13 protein-coding genes and 2 pseudogenes are annotated in these 17,075 nt (G+C 59.6%); 7 read left to right on the forward strand and 8 right to left on the reverse strand.

Annotation, left to right across the window (positions count from 1 at the left end; genetic code table 11):
• Nucleotides 1-22 precede the first annotated feature (22 nt).
• Together rnt and pyrC are read right to left on the reverse strand one after the other, a co-directional pair.
• Nucleotides 23-694, reverse strand: coding sequence for a ribonuclease T (gene rnt, locus PSH87_RS05890; RefSeq protein WP_017738287.1), 672 nt, complete (start codon nt 692-694; stop codon nt 23-25).
• Complete coding sequence (gene pyrC / locus PSH87_RS05895) at nt 691-1,737, reverse strand: dihydroorotase (protein ID WP_017738286.1); 1,047 nt, start codon at nt 1,735-1,737, stop codon at nt 691-693. The genes rnt and pyrC overlap by 4 nt, the downstream gene beginning before the upstream one ends.
• Nucleotides 1,738-1,893: 156 nt before the next feature.
• Between pyrC and PSH87_RS05900 the strand changes: the two genes are divergently transcribed.
• The 3 genes from PSH87_RS05900 (at nt 1,894) to PSH87_RS05910 (ending at nt 5,416) form a co-directional block, all read left to right on the forward strand.
• Nucleotides 1,894-2,802 carry an OmpA family protein gene (locus PSH87_RS05900; protein WP_305432870.1) on the forward strand — a complete coding sequence of 303 codons (909 nt, stop codon included), beginning with the start codon at nt 1,894-1,896 and terminating at the stop codon, nt 2,800-2,802.
• A 129-nt stretch (nt 2,803-2,931) separates the two neighbouring features.
• Nucleotides 2,932-4,149: an argininosuccinate synthase gene (locus PSH87_RS05905; RefSeq protein ID WP_305432871.1), complete on the forward strand. Its 1,218-nt coding sequence runs from the start codon at nt 2,932-2,934 to the stop codon at nt 4,147-4,149.
• A gap of 634 nt (nt 4,150-4,783) precedes the next feature.
• The gene (locus PSH87_RS05910; RefSeq protein ID WP_017738283.1) at nt 4,784-5,416 is read left to right on the forward strand and encodes a response regulator transcription factor; all 633 of its coding nucleotides are present in this window, start codon (nt 4,784-4,786) and stop codon (nt 5,414-5,416) included.
• A gap of 92 nt (nt 5,417-5,508) precedes the next feature.
• On the opposite strand, the gene PSH87_RS05915 is transcribed toward PSH87_RS05910, so the two are convergent.
• The 4 genes from PSH87_RS05915 to metG all read right to left on the reverse strand — a co-directional run bounded on the left by PSH87_RS05915 (nt 5,509) and on the right by metG (nt 9,860).
• On the reverse strand, nt 5,509-5,691 hold the full coding sequence (locus PSH87_RS05915; protein WP_017738282.1) for a PA3496 family putative envelope integrity protein: 183 nt from the start codon (nt 5,689-5,691) through the stop codon (nt 5,509-5,511).
• 106 nt (nt 5,692-5,797) lie between these two features.
• Nucleotides 5,798-6,436, reverse strand: a complete 639-nt coding sequence (gene nth, locus PSH87_RS05920; RefSeq protein ID WP_017738281.1) for an endonuclease III — start codon at nt 6,434-6,436, stop codon at nt 5,798-5,800.
• A gap of 95 nt (nt 6,437-6,531) precedes the next feature.
• Complete coding sequence (gene rsxB, locus PSH87_RS05925) at nt 6,532-7,695, reverse strand: electron transport complex subunit RsxB (protein ID WP_305432872.1); 1,164 nt, start codon at nt 7,693-7,695, stop codon at nt 6,532-6,534.
• 113 nt (nt 7,696-7,808) lie between these two features.
• On the reverse strand, nt 7,809-9,860 hold the full coding sequence (metG, locus tag PSH87_RS05930) for a methionine--tRNA ligase (protein ID WP_305432873.1): 2,052 nt from the start codon (nt 9,858-9,860) through the stop codon (nt 7,809-7,811).
• A 172-nt stretch (nt 9,861-10,032) separates the two neighbouring features.
• Between metG and apbC the strand changes: the two genes are divergently transcribed.
• Nucleotides 10,033-11,127, forward strand: coding sequence for an iron-sulfur cluster carrier protein ApbC (apbC, locus tag PSH87_RS05935; protein ID WP_017738277.1), 1,095 nt, complete (start codon nt 10,033-10,035; stop codon nt 11,125-11,127).
• Between the two features lie 486 nt (nt 11,128-11,613).
• On the opposite strand, the gene fdxA is transcribed toward apbC, so the two are convergent.
• The gene (gene fdxA, locus PSH87_RS05940; RefSeq protein WP_017738276.1) at nt 11,614-11,937 is read right to left on the reverse strand and encodes a ferredoxin FdxA; all 324 of its coding nucleotides are present in this window, start codon (nt 11,935-11,937) and stop codon (nt 11,614-11,616) included.
• A gap of 143 nt (nt 11,938-12,080) precedes the next feature.
• Nucleotides 12,081-14,674 (reverse strand): annotated as a pseudogene (mutS, locus tag PSH87_RS05945) (DNA mismatch repair protein MutS).
• A gap of 199 nt (nt 14,675-14,873) precedes the next feature.
• Here mutS and PSH87_RS05950 point away from each other — a divergent pair.
• From PSH87_RS05950 to PSH87_RS05960, 3 genes and pseudogenes are all read left to right on the forward strand, one after another.
• Nucleotides 14,874-15,608, forward strand: a complete 735-nt coding sequence (locus PSH87_RS05950) for an XRE family transcriptional regulator (protein WP_026136989.1) — start codon at nt 14,874-14,876, stop codon at nt 15,606-15,608.
• 595 nt (nt 15,609-16,203) lie between these two features.
• Nucleotides 16,204-16,535: pseudogene (locus tag PSH87_RS05955) on the forward strand (phage holin family protein).
• Nucleotides 16,536-16,590: 55 nt separating this feature from the next.
• The gene (locus PSH87_RS05960) at nt 16,591-17,073 is read left to right on the forward strand and encodes a hypothetical protein (RefSeq protein ID WP_305432874.1); all 483 of its coding nucleotides are present in this window, start codon (nt 16,591-16,593) and stop codon (nt 17,071-17,073) included.
• Nucleotides 17,074-17,075 lie beyond the last annotated feature (2 nt).

The raw sequence follows: 17,075 nt of genomic DNA on the forward strand, positions 1-17,075 counted from the left end.
TTTTTGTGCGCGGGAAATGGCTTCAGTCGCCGAAATCTTCCCAACCGCCCATCTGCTTCCAGCGATTGACGATGCCGCAGAACAGATCGGCCGTCTTCTCGGTGTCGTAGCGCGCCGAGTGGGCTTCACGACCGTCAAAGTCGATACCGGCTGCCTGACAGGCCTTGGCCAGTACGGTCTGGCCGTAAGCCAGACCCGCGAGGGTGGCGGTGTCGAAGCTGGAGAACGGGTGGAACGGGTTGCGCTTCATGTCCAGCCGCGCCACGGCGGCGTTCAGGAAGCCCAGGTCGAAGCTGCTGTTGTGCCCGACCAGGATCGCGCGTTTGCAGCCATTGGCTTTCAATGCCTTGCGCACGCCACGGAAGATATCGGTCAGCGCTGCTTCTTCACTCACGGCCATGCGCAGTGGGTGATCGAGCTTGATACCGGTGAATTCCAAGGCGGCTGCTTCGATATTCGCGCCTTCAAACGGCTCGACGCGGAAGAAGTGGGTGTGTTCCGGGAACACAAAACCCTGTTCATCCATGCCGATGGTGGTCGCGGCAATTTCCAGCAACGCGTCGGTGGCGCAATTGAAACCACCGGTTTCTACGTCGATGACAACCGGCAGATAGCCGCGAAACCGCTCGGCCATCGGATGGCGGGAGCCGCCACCGCTGTGCTCGTGTTCGTCGTCGTAATGGTCTTCACTCACTTGCTTTCCTCCAGCAGGCGCCAGCGCAGTGTTTCACCGGCGCGCAGCGGGATAACGGTCAGCTCGCCAAACGGCAGGCTGGCAGGGGCGGTCCAGTCTTCACGGACTAGGGTGATGCGGTCGGTATTCGCCGGCAGGCCGTAGAAACGCGGGCCGTTGAGGCTGGCAAAACCTTCGAGCTTGTCCAGGGCATTGCGTGTTTCGAACGCTTCGGCGTACAGCTCGATGGCTGCATAAGCGGTGTAGCAACCGGCACAGCCGCACGCGGCTTCCTTGGCGTGTTGGGCGTGGGGCGCCGAGTCGGTGCCGAGGAAGAACTTCGGATTACCGCTGGTCGCCGCGTCCAGCAACGCCACCTGGTGGGTGTTGCGCTTGAGGATCGGCAGGCAATAGAAGTGCGGCCGAATCCCGCCCACCAGCATGTGGTTGCGGTTGTACAACAGGTGATGGGCGGTAATGGTCGCGCCGACGTTGGCCGAAGCCTCGGTGACGAACTGCACGGCATCGGCGGTGGTGATGTGCTCGAACACCACCTTGAGGGTCGGGAACAGCTCGACCACGCGGCGCATATGCTCGTCGATGAAGATCTTCTCGCGGTCGAACACGTCCACGTCGCCACGGGTGACTTCACCGTGGATCAGCAGCGGCATGCCGACTTCGGCCATGGCTTCGATGGCCGGCAGGATCTTGTCGATACTGGTCACGCCGGAATCGGAGTTGGTGGTCGCGCCAGCCGGGTACAGCTTGGCGGCGTGCACGTAGCCGCTGGCCTTGGCTTCACGAATCTCTTCGGGCTGGGTACGGTCGGTGAGGTAGAGCACCATCAGCGGTTCGAAGCGGCTGCCGGCCGGCCGCGCAGCGAGGATACGCTGGCGATAGGCGTCGGCTTCAGCGGCATTACGCACCGGAGGTACCAGGTTAGGCATGATGATGGCGCGGCCAAACGTGCGCGCAACATCGGCCACGGTTTGGGGCAACGCAGCACCATCGCGAAGATGAATATGCCAGTCGTCGGGACGCAGCAGGGTCAGGCGGTCGGACATTGGGGATTCCAGGCGGGTCAATCTGGTGGGAATGCTACCGGAAAAGACTCTTGCAGGCACTCGCTATCAAGTTTTGCAGGATGCATCCGATAGCCTTTGGTATGCCTTATCGATGTATGACGCTTTGAAGTGTTGTAGAAACCAGTGGAGCCTCCCGTGCGCCAGCAATATCTAGCCCTGCTCAGTGTGTTCGCCAGCCTGCCTGCGATGGCCCTCACGTTCCAGACACGTCTGGAGAATATTGAGTGGAAGGTGGAGGGCGACAAGTTCGAGTGCCGTCTGACCCAGCCGATCACCGACTTCGGTTCGGGTGAGTTCGTGCGCCGGGCGGGCGAGCAGGCGACGTTTCGTCTGAAAGCCTATGGCGGATCGCTGGGGGCGGGTTCTGCGACCTTATTGGCTGCCGCTGCACCCTGGCAGCCTGGCCGGGGTGATATCAACCTGGGTGCGGTGCGTGCGGGCAGTGGCGATGTGTTGTTCAACAGTTCCCAGGCCCAGGCTGGAAGGCTGTTCAATGGCTTGCTGGAGGGGCGCTCGCCGACGGTCCGGCATTACGGGCGTGAAGGCGGCTACTCGGAAATCCGCTTGTTGCCGGTGCGCTTCAACAAGGCCTACAGCGACTACCAACTGTGTACCGCCAAGTTGCTGCCGATGAACTACGACCAGGTCAAGCAGACGGAAGTCGGTTTCCCCGGTGGTGGCATCGAGCTGGACGCTGCCGCCAAGCAGAAGCTGGCAGTGATTGTGGAGTTCATGAAGGCTGACCCCACCGTCAACCACATCGAGCTCAATGGCCACTCGGACAATAGCGGCAATCGTTTGACCAATCGCGATGTCTCGCGCCGGCGGGCCTTGGCGGTCATGGAGTACTTCAAGGCCAACGGCATCCAGGAGTCCCAGGTCACCCTGCGTTTCCACGGCGAAAGCTACCCGTTGGCGCCCAACACCAATGCCGCCAACCGGGCGCGCAACCGCCGCGTCAATATTCAGCTGGAACGGGTGGCAGCCCCCGAGAAACCGGCGCCCACGGCCACTGCGCCAAGCAATCCGGCCGCCACCTCCTGACGTGCGACCATCGGTCGCTCGTTCGACATAATCTGTCGCTTTATCTTCATTTGCTGTCGCGCCCCTGTAATTTCACGGTTTTGATCGGTAGAATCGTCGCCTTTCCGTACAACCCCGTGGAGTGATGGCATGGCCGACGTAAACAAGGTCGTTCTCGCGTATTCCGGCGGCCTGGACACTTCGGTGATCCTCAAGTGGCTGCAGGATACTTATAACTGTGAAGTGGTGACCTTCACCGCTGACCTGGGTCAGGGCGAAGAGGTCGAACCTGCACGTGCCAAGGCGCAAGCCATGGGCGTGAAAGAGATCTACATTGACGACCTGCGCGAAGAATTCGTCCGCGATTTCGTTTTCCCGATGTTTCGCGCCAACACCGTCTACGAAGGCGAGTACCTGCTGGGTACTTCCATCGCACGTCCGCTGATCGCCAAGCGCCTGATCGAAATCGCCAACGAAACCGGCGCCGACGCCATTTCCCATGGCGCCACCGGCAAGGGCAACGACCAGGTACGTTTCGAACTGGGCGCCTACGCCCTCAAGCCAGGCGTGAAAGTGATTGCGCCTTGGCGTGAATGGGACCTGCTGTCCCGTGAAAAGCTGATGGATTATGCTGAAAAGCACGCAATCCCGATCGAGCGTCACGGCAAGAAGAAGTCCCCGTACTCGATGGACGCCAACTTGCTGCACATCTCCTATGAAGGCGGCGTGCTGGAAGACACCTGGACCGAGCACGAAGAAGACATGTGGAAATGGACCGTCTCCCCGGAGAACGCGCCAGACAAGCCGCAGTACCTGGAACTGACCTACCGCAACGGCGACATCGTCGCACTGGACGGCGTCGAGATGACCCCGGCCACCGTGCTGGCGACCCTGAACTGCATCGGTGGCGAACACGGCATCGGCCGCCTCGACATCGTCGAGAACCGTTACGTGGGCATGAAGTCCCGTGGCTGCTACGAAACTCCGGGCGGCACCATCATGCTGCGTGCCCACCGTGCTATCGAGTCCATCACCCTGGACCGCGAAGTGGCTCACCTCAAAGACGAGTTGATGCCCAAGTACGCCAGCCTGATCTACACCGGCTACTGGTGGAGCCCTGAGCGTCTGATGCTGCAACAGATGATCGACGCCTCCCAGGCCCACGTGAACGGCGTTGTGCGCCTGAAACTGTACAAGGGCAACGTGATCGTCACCGGTCGCAAGTCCGATGAGTCGCTGTTCGACGCCAACATCGCTACCTTCGAAGAAGACGGCGGCGCCTACAACCAGGCGGACGCAGCGGGCTTTATCAAGTTGAACGCATTGCGCATGCGCATTGCGGCCAACAAAGGTCGCAAGTTGTTCTGAGTACGCCACCCGCTCCAAGAGAGGCCCCTTGTTCAAGGGGCCTTTTTTTTGTCTGTGAAAAAGCGCAGCGATAGTCAGTTCCGGCTCGCGGTGGTGAATGTTTAACATGTGTTGAAAGTTAGTCGCTCGAAAAGTTTGCCGTGCGGAAAAAAGTATTTGTTGGTGTATGTATGGTGGGGAAATGAATTATTTACACCTGGTAAGGAACTATGTCTTACAGAAAATTCACTCATACGGGCGTGGTATGGATGTTTCTGATTGAAAGATCTGTAGGAAATATTGGTGTAACTAGATATTTTGAAGGGAACTGGAATGACTGGTTTTTTTTTGCCGGCTTACCCGCGTGAAGGCAACAAGCAAGGGACATTTGCTGAAAACTGTGTGCGCTACCTTTACCGCTCACCCCTTATCCACTGGATAATTTTTTCAAAACATGTGGGAATCCAGAAAAGTCTGAAAGCTTCCATAAAACTCGATACACCCAAGTTGGTGTTTTTTTGTAGGCCGATTCCTATATCGTTGTGGGTTGGGTCTCTGCTTGCTGTTACTTGGGGGGGAGCGCTATGCCAACTAGGAAACGACTAGGCTATTGTGTTTGCTCTGAATAATTCGAACAGCGAAATTGGACTTTCTTATGAATAAAGTGCTGATCGTGGATGATCATCCCGTCATTCGTCTTGCTGTGCGTATGCTAATGGAGCGTCATGGTTATGAGGTCGTTGCCGAGACTGATAACGGTGTCGATGCGTTGCAACTTGCACGGGAGCATATGCCGGACATCGTCATACTGGATATTGGGATTCCGAAGCTCGATGGGCTGGAAGTTATTTGCCGGCTGTCCTCTCTCAAGCAGCCAGCCCCGTTCAAGGTGCTGGTGCTGACGTCCCAGGCACCGGGGCATTTCTCCATGCGTTGCATGCAGGCTGGCGCAGCGGGGTATGTCTGCAAGCAGCAGGACCTGACCGAGTTGCTGAGTGCTATCAAGGCGGTGCTTTCCGGCTACAGCTATTTCCCGAACCAGGCACTCAACTCAGTGCGCTCAACCATGGGCAACGCTACCGAGGCCGACATGGTCGAGCGCCTTTCGGGCCGGGAGATGATGGTGCTGCAGCAGCTGGCCCGGGGCAAAACCAACAAGGAGATCGCCGATGGCATGTTCCTCAGCAATAAAACGGTGAGCACCTACAAGACCCGCTTGTTGCTCAAGCTCAATGCACGTTCGCTGGTAGACCTGATTGAGTTGGCCCAGCGCAATGGGCTGGTATAGAGGAGTGCGCCGTCAATTCGCTTGATAGCCAGCCAGGGAGACAGGTAGAAAAAAGCCTCCGTCAGGGAGGCTTCTGCTCGCCAACGGGCAGGTCAGAGGTCGAAGTCGTAATCGGCCAGTTGTTTTTGCAAGCGTCGCTCTTCCAGCAGATTGTCGATAGTGCGGCGTTTGCTCAGATTGGTCTTGGCTACCTCCGCAACGGGGGCTTCGCCATCGTCTTCCGACTCTGCAACGAGGTCGTCTTCTACATCCAATTGTTCTTTGCCAGTGCTCATAAGGTTCACTCCGGGCTAAGACTGCCGTTGGCGCTCCTTATAACGATAATCCATGAATGGGTAAAAAAGATTTTTTCAATCGATTGATCGAAAAAAACAATGATGCTCAATCGTCGGACGTCTTGTCCTTGTACTCACACAGGTCTTCGATGCGACAGCTGCCGCAGCGTGGCTTGCGCGCCTGGCAAACGTAACGCCCGTGCAGAATCAACCAGTGATGGGAATCGAGTAGATATGGCTTGGGCACGAACTTCATTAATTGAGCCTCCACTTCCACCACATTCTTGCCGCGGGCGATGCCGGTTCGGTTGCTGACCCGGAAAATGTGCGTGTCCACCGCCATGGTCAACTGCCGAAATGCCGTGTTGAGCACGACATTGGCGGTTTTTCGGCCGACACCGGGAAGGGCTTCCAGGGCTTCGCGCGTTTGCGGCACTTCGCTGCCGTGCAACTCCACCAGCATTCGGCAGGTTTCAATGACATTTTTGGCCTTGCTGTTGTACAGGCCAATCGTCTTGATGTATTCGGACAACCCATCGACGCCCAGGGCGTGGATCGCTTCCGGTGTATTGGCCACCGGGTACAGCTTGGCCGTGGCCTTGTTGACGCCAACGTCAGTGGATTGCGCCGACAGGATCACCGCAATCAGCAACTCGAACGGTGACGAGTAGGCCAGTTCGGTTTTCGGTTCTGGATTGTCCTCGTGAAACCTGCGGAAAATTTCCAGGCGTTTTACGGCGTTCATGGGGCAGGCAATTCCTTGCAGACGGTCGGCGTAATGGTGAAAAGTGCTCCCAGGCGCGGAGCCCTATAGGCAACAACCTCAATAGGATAGAGAGGTCAGGCGCTGACATGGGTATCGACCTGGCGCTGCACCTCTTCCAGTTTGTGTTTCGCCGCGGCCAGCACTACTGCGTCGACGCCCGGTTGGCGCTGTAGCTTGCTGACCTCCGCGTGGGCGTAGGCCAGGGCGGTTTTCAGCTGGCGCAGTCGGGCGTCTATGGGGCGTTTTTCCACGCGCTGCAAGTCGGGGCGGGGTTGCTCGGAGGTCGCCTCGACGTCATGCAGGGCTTGCTCGGCAGCGGTCAATGCCGCGCTGAGCGTTGCCAGCTGTTGCGCGTCGGCGCACTGCTCTTGAGCCTTCTTCAACTCGGCGCGCCGCATGGCCAGCTGGATTTTCGCGCGCTTGAGCTCAGGGTCTTTGTTGGCAGGGAGCGGCGGCGGACTGCTGGCTTCCAGCGCTGTGAGTGCTTGCTCCGCGGCTTCGAACTGGTGTTGCAGGATGATCAGTTGCGATTGTTGCTCAAACGTTGGCGGATGGCCGAAAGCTTTCAGGGATTTGTGCAGCTGCGCACGGCTCATGGCGACGCCGATCTTGGCTTTCTTGATCGCTGCATCCGAGGCGGCTTGCCCTGCATCTGCGGGTGCAGCTTGCGTCGGCACCACGCGCTTGGCCCGTGCCAGGCGTTCTGCCAGCTGGCGCTGTTCCTCCCGCTGCAAACGCGCGTTGCGCTGTTCATAACGCCGCCGCGCCCGGTCACGCTTGAGGCTGCGTTCGTGGTGCTCGTGTTCGCTGGCCGCCAATCCGCCCACCATTGGCACCAGGTCGACCAGCGGCCGCATATCGATGCAGTCGACCGGGCAAGGCGCCACGCACAGGTCACAGCCCGTGCACTCGTCGCTGATCACCGTGTGCATGAGCTTGGCAGCACCGACGATCGCATCCACCGGGCACGCCTGGATGCATTTGGTGCAGCCGATGCACTCCGCTTCGCGGATGTAGGCAACCTGGGCTGGCGCTTCACCACGGCTGGCGTCCAGCGTCAGCACGGGGACGCTCAGCAGGTGGGCCAGGCCGACGATCGTCTCCTGACCACCCGGCGGGCACTTGTTGATGTCCTCGCCTTTAGCGATGCCTTCGGCGTATGGCCTGCAGCCCGGGTGCCCGCATTTGCCGCATTGGGTCTGCGGCAGCAGCGCGTCGATACGTTGAATGAGGTTCATGCTGGGATCATTGGCATGGCGGCTAGACAAACAGAACTTGATTATCCGACAAGCGAGAAGAGGGGACTAGCTGAAAAGCCCCGTCGCCGAAGCGACAGGGCTGTTGTGCAGGCTTACTTGATGCGTTGGCCTGGCTTGGCGCCGCTGTCAGGGCTCAGCAGGTAGATTTCTTCACCGCCAGGGCCTGCCGCCATCACCATGCCTTCGGAAATACCGAATTTCATTTTCCGTGGCTTGAGGTTGGCAATCATCATGGTCAGGCGACCATCCAGCTTGGACGGGTCCGGATAGGCGCTCTTGATCCCGGAGAACACGTTGCGTTGCTCGTCACCGATATCCAGTGTCAGGCGCAGCAGCTTGTCGGCACCTTCCACGGCTTCGGCCTTGATGATCAGCGCGACACGCAGATCCACGGCGGCGAAAGCGTCAAAGTCGATTTCCGGGGAAAGCGGGTCTTTGGCCAGTTCACCATTGCCAGCGGGTGCAGCCGAACCGGTGTCGGTCTGGCTGGCGACCAGGTCTTCTTTCGAAGCGTCGGTCATGGCCTGGACTTTGACCGGGTCGATCCGGGTCATCAGCGGCTTGAACTCGTTCAGCTGGTGGTTGCTGAGCAGGCTGGCGTGGTCGTTCCAGGTCAGCGGCGCGACGTTGAGGAACGCTTCGGCGTCGGCGGCCAGCAATGGCAGCACCGGCTTGAGGAAGATCACCAGCTGGCGGAACAGGTTGACGCCCGTGGCGCAGATCGCCTGGACTTCAGCCTGCTTGCCTTCCTGTTTGTTCAACGACCACGGTGCCTTGTCGGCGATCCAGGCGTTGGCGCGGTCGGCCAGGCCCATGATTTCGCGCATGGCGCGGGCAAAGTCACGGGCCTCGTAGGCGTCGGCGATGCTTGGCGCGGCGGCCAGGAACGCGTCGGTCAGCTCTGGCGCAGCGTTCTCGGCCACCAGCACACCGGCGTTGCCCTTGTGGATGAACCCGGCGCAACGGCTGGCGATGTTGACGACTTTGCCCACGAGGTCCGAGTTGACCTTCTGTACGAAGTCTTCCAGGTTCAGGTCCAGGTCATCGACGCCACGGCCCAGCTTGGAGGCGTAGTAGTAGCGCAGGTATTCCGGCGACAGGTGGTCCAGGTAGGTGCGCGCCTTGATAAAGGTGCCACGGGACTTGGACATCTTCTGGCCGTTGACTGTCAGGTAGCCGTGCACCGCGATGCCGGTCGGCTTGCGGTAGCCCGAGCCTTCCAGCATCGCTGGCCAGAACAGGGCGTGGAAGTTGACGATGTCCTTGCCGATGAAGTGGTACAGCTCGGCCGTGGAATCCTTGTTCCAGAACGCGTCGAAGTCCAGCTCCGGCGTGCGATCGCACAGGTTCTTGAAGCTGGCCATGTAGCCGATCGGCGCATCCAGCCACACATAGAAGTATTTGCCCGGCTCGCCCGGGATCTCGAAACCGAAGTACGGCGCATCGCGGGAGATATCCCACTGTTGCAGGCCGCTGTCGAGCCATTCGGCGAGTTTGTTGGCCACGGCATCCTGCAGGGTGCCGCTGCGGGTCCAGGTTTGCAGCATCTGCTGGAAATCCGGGAGCTTGAAGAAGAAGTGCTGGGAATCCCGGAGTACCGGAGTGGCACCGGAGATAGCCGACTTCGGATCCTTCAATTCAGTCGGCGCATAGGTTGCACCGCATTTTTCGCAGTTGTCGCCGTACTGGTCTTCGGTGCCGCATTTCGGGCAGGTGCCCTTGATGAAGCGGTCGGCCAGGAACATTTTCTTTTCCGGGTCGAAATACTGGGTGACCGACCGCTGGTCGATATGCCCGGCGTCCTTCAACCGCAGGTAGATCTGGCTCGACAGCTCGCGGTTTTCTTCGGAGTGGGTCGAGTGGAAGTTGTCGAAGTCCACCAGGAACTCGGCAAAGTCGGCGCTGTGTTCAGCCTGCACGTTGGCGATCAGTTGTTCCGGGGTGATGCCTTCCTTTTCGGCGCGCAACATGATGGCCGAACCGTGGGCGTCGTCCGCGCAGACATAGATGCATTGGTTGCCGCGATGCTTCTGGAAGCGCACCCACATATCGGTCTGGATGTACTCAAGCATATGGCCAAGATGGATGGAACCATTGGCATAGGGCAGGGCGCTGGTGACGAGGATCTTGCGTGGCTCGGACATGGGGCTCGGCTACTTGATGAAACGGAGGTCGGCCACTATAAAGCGCCGGGAAATATATTTCACCCCGTGGAGCTGTTTCAGCATCTTCCCGGCCTGCGAAAGCATGCCGCTGACCGGCGGGAACGGTTAGGATAGCCGCCTGTTTCAGTCAGTCTTTTTTCGGGAGTAGCCCATGAGCGCCGTCAATCGCGCAGCGGTGGAAGCCGTTCTTCGCCAGTACACCGACCCTTATTTGAACCAGGACCCGGTCAGTGCCGGCTGTGTACGTGCCATCGAGGTACAGGGCGACCACGTGTCGGTCCAGCTGGAGCTGGGCTATGCCGCAGGCCTGTTCAAGAACGGCTGGGCGCAGATGCTGCAAATGGCCATCGAAGGCCTCGACGGCGTGCGTTCGGCCAAGGTCGAGATCCAGTGCGTGATTGCGCCGCACAAGGCCCAGGCGCAGATCCCGGGGCTGGCCAACGTCAAGAACGTCGTCGCCGTCGCTTCCGGCAAGGGCGGCGTGGGCAAATCCACCACTGCGGCCAACCTGGCCCTGGCGCTGGCCCGTGAAGGTGCCCGCGTGGGCATTCTCGACGCCGACATCTACGGCCCGAGCCAGGGTGTGATGTTCGGCATCGCCGAAGGCACGCGGCCCAAGGTCAAGGATCAGAAGTGGTTCGTGCCGATCGAGTCCCACGGGGTGGAAGTCATGTCCATGGCCTTCCTCACCGACGACAACACGCCGATGGTCTGGCGCGGGCCGATGGTCTCCGGGGCCCTGCTGCAACTGGTCACCCAGACGGCCTGGGGCGACTTGGACTATCTGGTGATCGACATGCCGCCAGGCACCGGTGATATCCAGCTGACCCTGGCACAGAAAGTCCCGGTGGCCGGTTCGGTGATCGTCACGACGCCGCAGGACCTGGCCCTGCTCGATGCCAAGAAAGGCGTGGAGATGTTCCGCAAGGTCAATATCCCGGTGCTGGGTGTTGTCGAGAACATGGCGGTGCACATCTGCTCCAACTGCGGCCACGCCGAGCATCTGTTCGGTGAAGGTGGCGGTGAGAAACTGGCCACTCAATACGGTGTTGAACTGCTGGCCTCGCTGCCGCTGTCGATGCTGATTCGCGAGCAGGCTGACGGCGGCAAGCCCACTGTTGTGGCCGAGCCTGACAGCCAGATCGCCATGATCTATCAGGAACTCGCCCGTCACGTGGGCGCACGCATTGTCTTGCAGGAAGCCGCGGCGCCGGCAATGCCGACGATTACTGTCAGCGACGACTAAGGGATGTGAAGGGAAAAAGCCTCGACAGTGTCGGGGCTTTTTCATGCCCGCAAGATGCCCAGGACGTGGCCGTTACGCTTTTGCGCAATTGCTCGTGTAAGCATTTGCTTACTTTTTCGTAAGTGTTTGGTTTTTTTACCGGACATGTACGTCCCGAAACGCTGAAGGTTTTTTATAACGCGTTGAAAAATAACAATTAATTAAATCTTGTTGAGGGCCTTTGTGTGTCAGTCCATGGGTTGGATCCCGTTGAACTTCCCTTGGAAGTCTCTAAGATCAGCCCTGTGTCCACGGATTGACACAGCCATCAAGGAACGATGGTTTGAAGGAACGTCGCAGGATGCGATTCATCAGGATGATGAAAAGGAATACAGGGACTAGGGAAAAAATGTGGGCGGGTCATACCGCCCCTTTTTTTGCCTGCAAAAAAGTCCCCGGACGCAAAAAAGGCCCCTAAGGGCCTTTTTTTGTTTGGCGGCGGCGCTGTTAGCGCTCGAGGTCTTTGATCTTGCCTTTGACGCCATCCCACTCTGCTGCATCCGGCAGCGAGTCTTTCTTCTCAGTGATGTTTGGCCAGATTTCCGCCAGCTCGACGTTCAACTGAATAAATTCCTGCATCTCTGCCGGGACTTCGTCCTCTGAGAAAATCGCGACGGCCGGGCATTCTGGTTCACACAGGGCGCAGTCGATGCACTCATCCGGGTGGATGACCAGGAAGTTCGGGCCTTCGTAGAAGCAGTCCACCGGACATACTTCCACGCAGTCGGTGTACTTGCACTTGATGCAGTTGTCGGTGACGACGAAGGTCATTTCTAATTCTCTCCTCAGGCGGCGGCAGCGAAACCCTTTGTGGCAGGGCTCGCGAGGTTCGGGAGCGATAGTCTGCAGGCCAGGCTAAAAAGCCCGCAGCATCCCAAACCGCGCGAGAGTCTACCAGCTTGCAAGCGTCAGCGTTATATCCGAACCTTCAGTGCATATAACATTTCGAGCGCTTTACGCGGCGTCAAGTCATCCAGGTCAAGTTTTGCCAACTCTTCCAGCACCGGATGGGGCAGGGTGGCGAACATATCGCTCTGGTGAGGTGCTGCACTTTTGCTCGCGGCCTTGGCTGGGCTGGCGACCACGGTTTCATGGGGCAATGCCGTGGTTTCCAGGCGGCTGAGGTGCTCGCGGGCGCGGCTGATCACGATGTTCGGCACGCCGGCCAACTGCGCCACCGCCAAGCCGTAACTCTGGCTGGCCGGCCCTGGCAGCACATGGTGCAGGAACACGATGCGCTCGTTGTGCTCGGTGGCATTGAGATGCACGTTGGCTACCAGCGGTTCGCTTTCCGGCAACACGGTCAGTTCGAAATAGTGGGTAGCGAACAGCGTATAGGCACGCAGGTGCGCCAAACGCTCGGCCGCCGCCCAGGCCAGGGACAGGCCGTCGAAAGTGCTCGTGCCGCGACCGACTTCGTCCATCAGCACCAGGCTGCGCTCGGTGGCGTTGTGCAGGATGTTGGCGGTTTCGCTCATTTCCACCATAAAGGTCGAACGGCCGCCGGCCAGGTCGTCGCTGGAACCGATCCGCGTGAAAATCCGGTCCACCAGGGACAGCTCGCAACTGGCCGCCGGCACAAAGCTGCCGATATGCGCCAGCAGCACGATCAACGCGGTCTGACGCATGTAGGTGGATTTACCGCCCATGTTTGGACCGGTGATCACCAGCATGCGGGTGTCATCGTCCAGCGACAGGTCGTTGGCGACGAACGGCGTCGTCAGCACTTGCTCCACCACCGGGTGACGGCCCTGCACAATGCGCATGCACGGCTCGCTGACAAAACGCGGGCAGTTCAGGTCAAGGTTCAACGCACGCTCGGCGAGGTTGCTCAGTACATCCAGCTCGGCCAGGGCGGCGGCGGTGTCTTGCAACGGCGCCAGTTGGCCGATGAGGTCCTCGAGCAGGGCTTCATACAGCATCTTTTCCCGCGCCAGCGCACGGCTCTTGGCCGACAGCGCCTTGTCTTCGAACTCCTTGAGCTCCGGCGTGATAAAGCGCTCGGCACCTTTGAGGGTCTGGCGGCGTTGATAGTCGATAGGCGCCGACTCAGCCTGCTTGCTCGGCAATTCGATGAAGTAGCCGTGTACGCGGTTGTAGCCGACTTTCAAGTTGGCCAGGCCGGTACGGGCTTTTTCGCGGGCTTCCAGGTCAATCAGGAACTGCCCGGCGTTTTCGCTGAGGGATTGCAGTTCGTCCAGCTCGCTGTCGTAACCGGTCTTCAACACGCCGCCGTCACGGATAATCGCCGGCGGGTTGTCGATGATGGCTTTTTCCAGGAGTGCCGCCAGTTCCGGGTAGGTGCTGGTGGTCACGGCCAACTGTTGCAGGTGCGGCGTGTCCAGTTCGGTCATCGCCGCTTGCAGTTGCGGCAGGGCGCCGAGGGCATCGCGCAGCCGCGCCAGGTCGCGGGGCCGCGCATTGCGCAGGCCAATCCGCGCGAGGATGCGCTCGATATCGCCGATTTCCTTCAACTGCGGTTGCAGCTTCTCGAAGCGGTAGCCGTCCAGCAGGCAGGTAATAGAAGACTGGCGCGCTTGCAGCACGCTCAAGTCCCGTAGCGGACGGTTCAGCCAACGGGTCAGCAAGCGGCTGCCCATGGCGGTCTGGCAACGGTCGACGACCGATTGCAGGGTGTTGTCGCGCCCGCCGGACAGGTTGGTGTCCAGCTCCAGGTTGCGCCGGCTGGCGCCATCCAGCACCACGGTATCGTCCAGGCGCTCATGGCGCAGGGCGCGCAAATGCGGCAGGGCGGTGCGTTGGGTTTCCTTGGCATAACCGAGCAGGCAGCCGGCGGCGCCGATGGCCAGGGTCAGGGTTTCGCAACCAAAGCCCTTCAAGTCCTGCACGGAGAACTGTTGGCACAGGCTTTTCAGCGCCGAGTCACGCTCAAAATCCCACGGCGCACGGCGCTTGGCCCCACGACGTTTTTCCGCAGGCAGGTCCTTTGGCCAATCGTCCGGAATCAACAACTCCACCGGGTTGATACGTTCCAGCTCGGCCAGCAGGTTTTCCCAACCCTTGATCTCCAGCACAGTGAAATTGCCGCTGGTGATGTCCAGCACCGACAGGCCGAACAAACGCTCATCGCCCAGCACTGCGGCAATCAGGTTGTCGCGACGCTCATCCAGCAACGCCTCATCACTCACCGTCCCCGGGGCGTAATGATGCGCACCACCTGGCGTTCTACCGGCCCCTTGCTGGTGGCCGGGTCGCCGATCTGCTCACAGATCACCACCGACTCGCCCAGCTTCACCAGCTTGACCAGATAACCTTCCAACGAGTGGTAAGGGATCCCACACATCGGAATCGACTGCCCGGCCGATTGCCCACGGGCGGTCAGAGTGATGTCCAGCAGCTTGGCGGCCTTCTTCGCGTCTTCGTAGAAGATCTCGTAGAAGTCGCCCATGCGATAGAACATCAACTGATCAGGGTGCTGGTTCTTGAGGCGCCAGTACTGCTGCATCATCGGGGTGTGGGAGGACAAGTCGGAAGTGTTTTTACTCATTGGGTAATAGGCAGATTCGTTAAAAGGAGTGGGGCAAAGGGGGCGCTTGGCCCTGCTGATTTTGCGATGGCGGCAAGGTTAACACGCGAGGTCGGGGCTTCGCAGGTCGCAAGCGGATAGGTATACAGGTGCTAAGAATGCAAAAAAATATGCGGATTAGCATTTGCCAACCCAAAAAACTCCCGTCACTATCCGCGCTATGCAAAAACGCAATGTTTCTATCGTCTTACGAGAACTGCTGGACCGCGACCGGATCTCCCCCATGGAGCTTCACCGGCGCACCGGCGTGCCTCAATCCACGCTGTCCCGGATCCTCAACGGCAAGATTGTCGACCCCTCGGACAAGCACATCTCACGCATCGCCGAGTACTTTCGCGTCAGCACCGACCAACTGCGCGGACGCGTAGCCATCGGCGCCTTGCGCGAAGACCTGCGTGACCCAACCCATTCGGAGCTCAAGGACATCAGCCTGTGGGACGATGACACCCCCGTGAATGATGACGAGGTGTCGATCCCTTTTCTGCGCGAGGTTGAATTGGCTGCTGGATCAGGAAGATTCGTCATCGAGGAAAGTGAAAAGGCCAGCCTGCGCTTTGGCAAGCGCAGCCTGCGGCACAACGGTGTGCAGTTTGACCAGGCCAAGTGCGTGACCGTGCGTGGCAACAGCATGCTGCCCGTGCTGCGTGATGGGGCGACGGTTGGGGTCAATGCGGGCAAGAGCGGGATTGGCGATATCGTCGATGGTGATTTGTACGCGATCAATCACAACGGCCAACTGCGGGTGAAACAGCTCTATCGCCTGCCTTCCGGGATTCGCCTGCGCAGTTTCAATCGTGATGAGCACCCGGACGAGGACTACAGTTTCCAGGACATCCAGGATGAGCAGATCAGCATCCTCGGCCATGTGTTCTGGTGGGGCATGTACGCCCGCTAACCACCTTAGGTAAGACAAAACCCGCCAATGCGCGGGTTTTTTTTCGCCTGGCAAAAAGCAGGCAGGCCCAGTGCCCGCAAGGGCTCTTATGCGATAGGGCATTAATCTCTACAAATAAATGCGCTAATGCATTGACTGTATATCCATACATGCATATTCTCCATCTCAAGCCAGCCAAGAAGGCCTGGTGGAGGCAGCAAGGATGCTGCCAAGGAAGACAAGGAAGGCACGCAACATCGGCATGGAAGCCATCACAGCGATGGCAAGGACGCCAGGCAACACCGGCAAGGATGCCGACGCTCTTTAGTTACACCGCATGACAAGAACAGGCAGCGATGAACCGGCCTCAACGGTTCAGAGGGTTGGCAACTGACCCGGGTGTGCAGCGTAAAGCACCAGAAGCAGTTATCCGGCGGACAGGGATCGTGGTCGGAAAAACATCGAGGTAAGAACCGTACCGCGCCAGTAGCGCCGACAGTTCGCGGGACGCATTACTGAAAAGCCTGGGCAGCCGGGCTTTTTGGAATGCCAACCGACACACGGAAGTATTCAAACCCCGGCACTGTGCCGGCATTGCTCAGCCAGGAGGCGTGACATGACAAACGAGCAGCAAGCGTTAGCGGAAATGCCGATCTGGCTAGTGATCGTGCTGGCCCTGATCGGCGGGGTCAGCGGTGAAATGTGTGGCGCGCCGACAAGGAGGGCGCCCGGGGCTGGTCGCTGGTGCGCCGCCTGGCCTTGCGGTCTGGGGCGTGCATGGTCTGCGGGGTCTCGGCCGTGATGCTGTTGTATGCGGCCGGCCTGTCGGTCTGGACCGCCGCGGCACTGGGGTGCCTGACCGCCATGGCCGGCGCAGACGTTGCCATCGGCCTTTATGAACGTTGGGCGGCCAAGCGTATCGGCGTCAACCGCCCGGATCAGCAGTAACCGCTGCAAGGACGCAACAAGATGACCTCTATCGAAAAAACCTCCCCAACTGCCCATGGCGATTGAGGACGCGCTGAAGAGCGCTTTCCCACAATTGCGTGTAGGTAATCACCAGGACTTCAGCGCCGCCGGCGACATGACCGGCGTGCTGATCAGCATGGAGCGCAATGGCCCTGGCGTGCGCTCCCTTGAGGGGCGCAAGGCGCATGTGCTGGCGGTTTCACTCAAGGTCACTGTCGCCAGCGGGGCCGCAGCGTTTGATGCCTGCGACCTGGCCAGCCAACTGATGGACCTGGCCCTCGACAACCGCTGGGGCCTGCCGCCGGATCAGTGCGATTTACCGGTCGCTATCGTCGCGGCCCCTTCCGTGCCAACCGGCACGGAAACGGACTACGACACCTGGACCGTGTCCTTCAGCCAAACCCTCTACCTCGGCCCGCGCCTCCTCGAAGATCCCACCGGCAAACCGTTATTTGCCCGCACCTGGGAAGTCTCCGACATCAACGACCCGGATCAATATCGTCCACTTCAGGAGTAGTC

The sequence above is a fragment of the Pseudomonas sp. FP453 genome, assembly GCF_030687495.1.
In the GTDB taxonomy this organism is placed as follows: domain Bacteria; phylum Pseudomonadota; class Gammaproteobacteria; order Pseudomonadales; family Pseudomonadaceae; genus Aquipseudomonas.

What these genes read in the sequence shown, in the direction of transcription:
- rsxB (WP_305432872.1), bottom strand. Translation starts at nt 7,695, where the DNA reads ATGAACCTCATTCAACGTATCGACGCGCTGCTGCCGCAGACCCAATGC.
- metG (WP_305432873.1), bottom strand. Translation starts at nt 9,860, where the DNA reads ATGTCCGAGCCACGCAAGATCCTCGTCACCAGCGCCCTGCCCTATGCC.
- PSH87_RS05950 (WP_026136989.1), top strand. Translation starts at nt 14,874, where the DNA reads ATGCAAAAACGCAATGTTTCTATCGTCTTACGAGAACTGCTGGACCGC.
- nth (WP_017738281.1), bottom strand. Translation starts at nt 6,436, where the DNA reads ATGAACGCCGTAAAACGCCTGGAAATTTTCCGCAGGTTTCACGAGGAC.
- PSH87_RS05905 (WP_305432871.1), top strand. Translation starts at nt 2,932, where the DNA reads ATGGCCGACGTAAACAAGGTCGTTCTCGCGTATTCCGGCGGCCTGGAC.
- fdxA (WP_017738276.1), bottom strand. Translation starts at nt 11,937, where the DNA reads ATGACCTTCGTCGTCACCGACAACTGCATCAAGTGCAAGTACACCGAC.
- PSH87_RS05960 (WP_305432874.1), top strand. Translation starts at nt 16,591, where the DNA reads ATGGCGATTGAGGACGCGCTGAAGAGCGCTTTCCCACAATTGCGTGTA.
- apbC (WP_017738277.1), top strand. Translation starts at nt 10,033, where the DNA reads ATGAGCGCCGTCAATCGCGCAGCGGTGGAAGCCGTTCTTCGCCAGTAC.
- PSH87_RS05915 (WP_017738282.1), bottom strand. Translation starts at nt 5,691, where the DNA reads ATGAGCACTGGCAAAGAACAATTGGATGTAGAAGACGACCTCGTTGCA.
- pyrC (WP_017738286.1), bottom strand. Translation starts at nt 1,737, where the DNA reads ATGTCCGACCGCCTGACCCTGCTGCGTCCCGACGACTGGCATATTCAT.
- PSH87_RS05910 (WP_017738283.1), top strand. Translation starts at nt 4,784, where the DNA reads ATGAATAAAGTGCTGATCGTGGATGATCATCCCGTCATTCGTCTTGCT.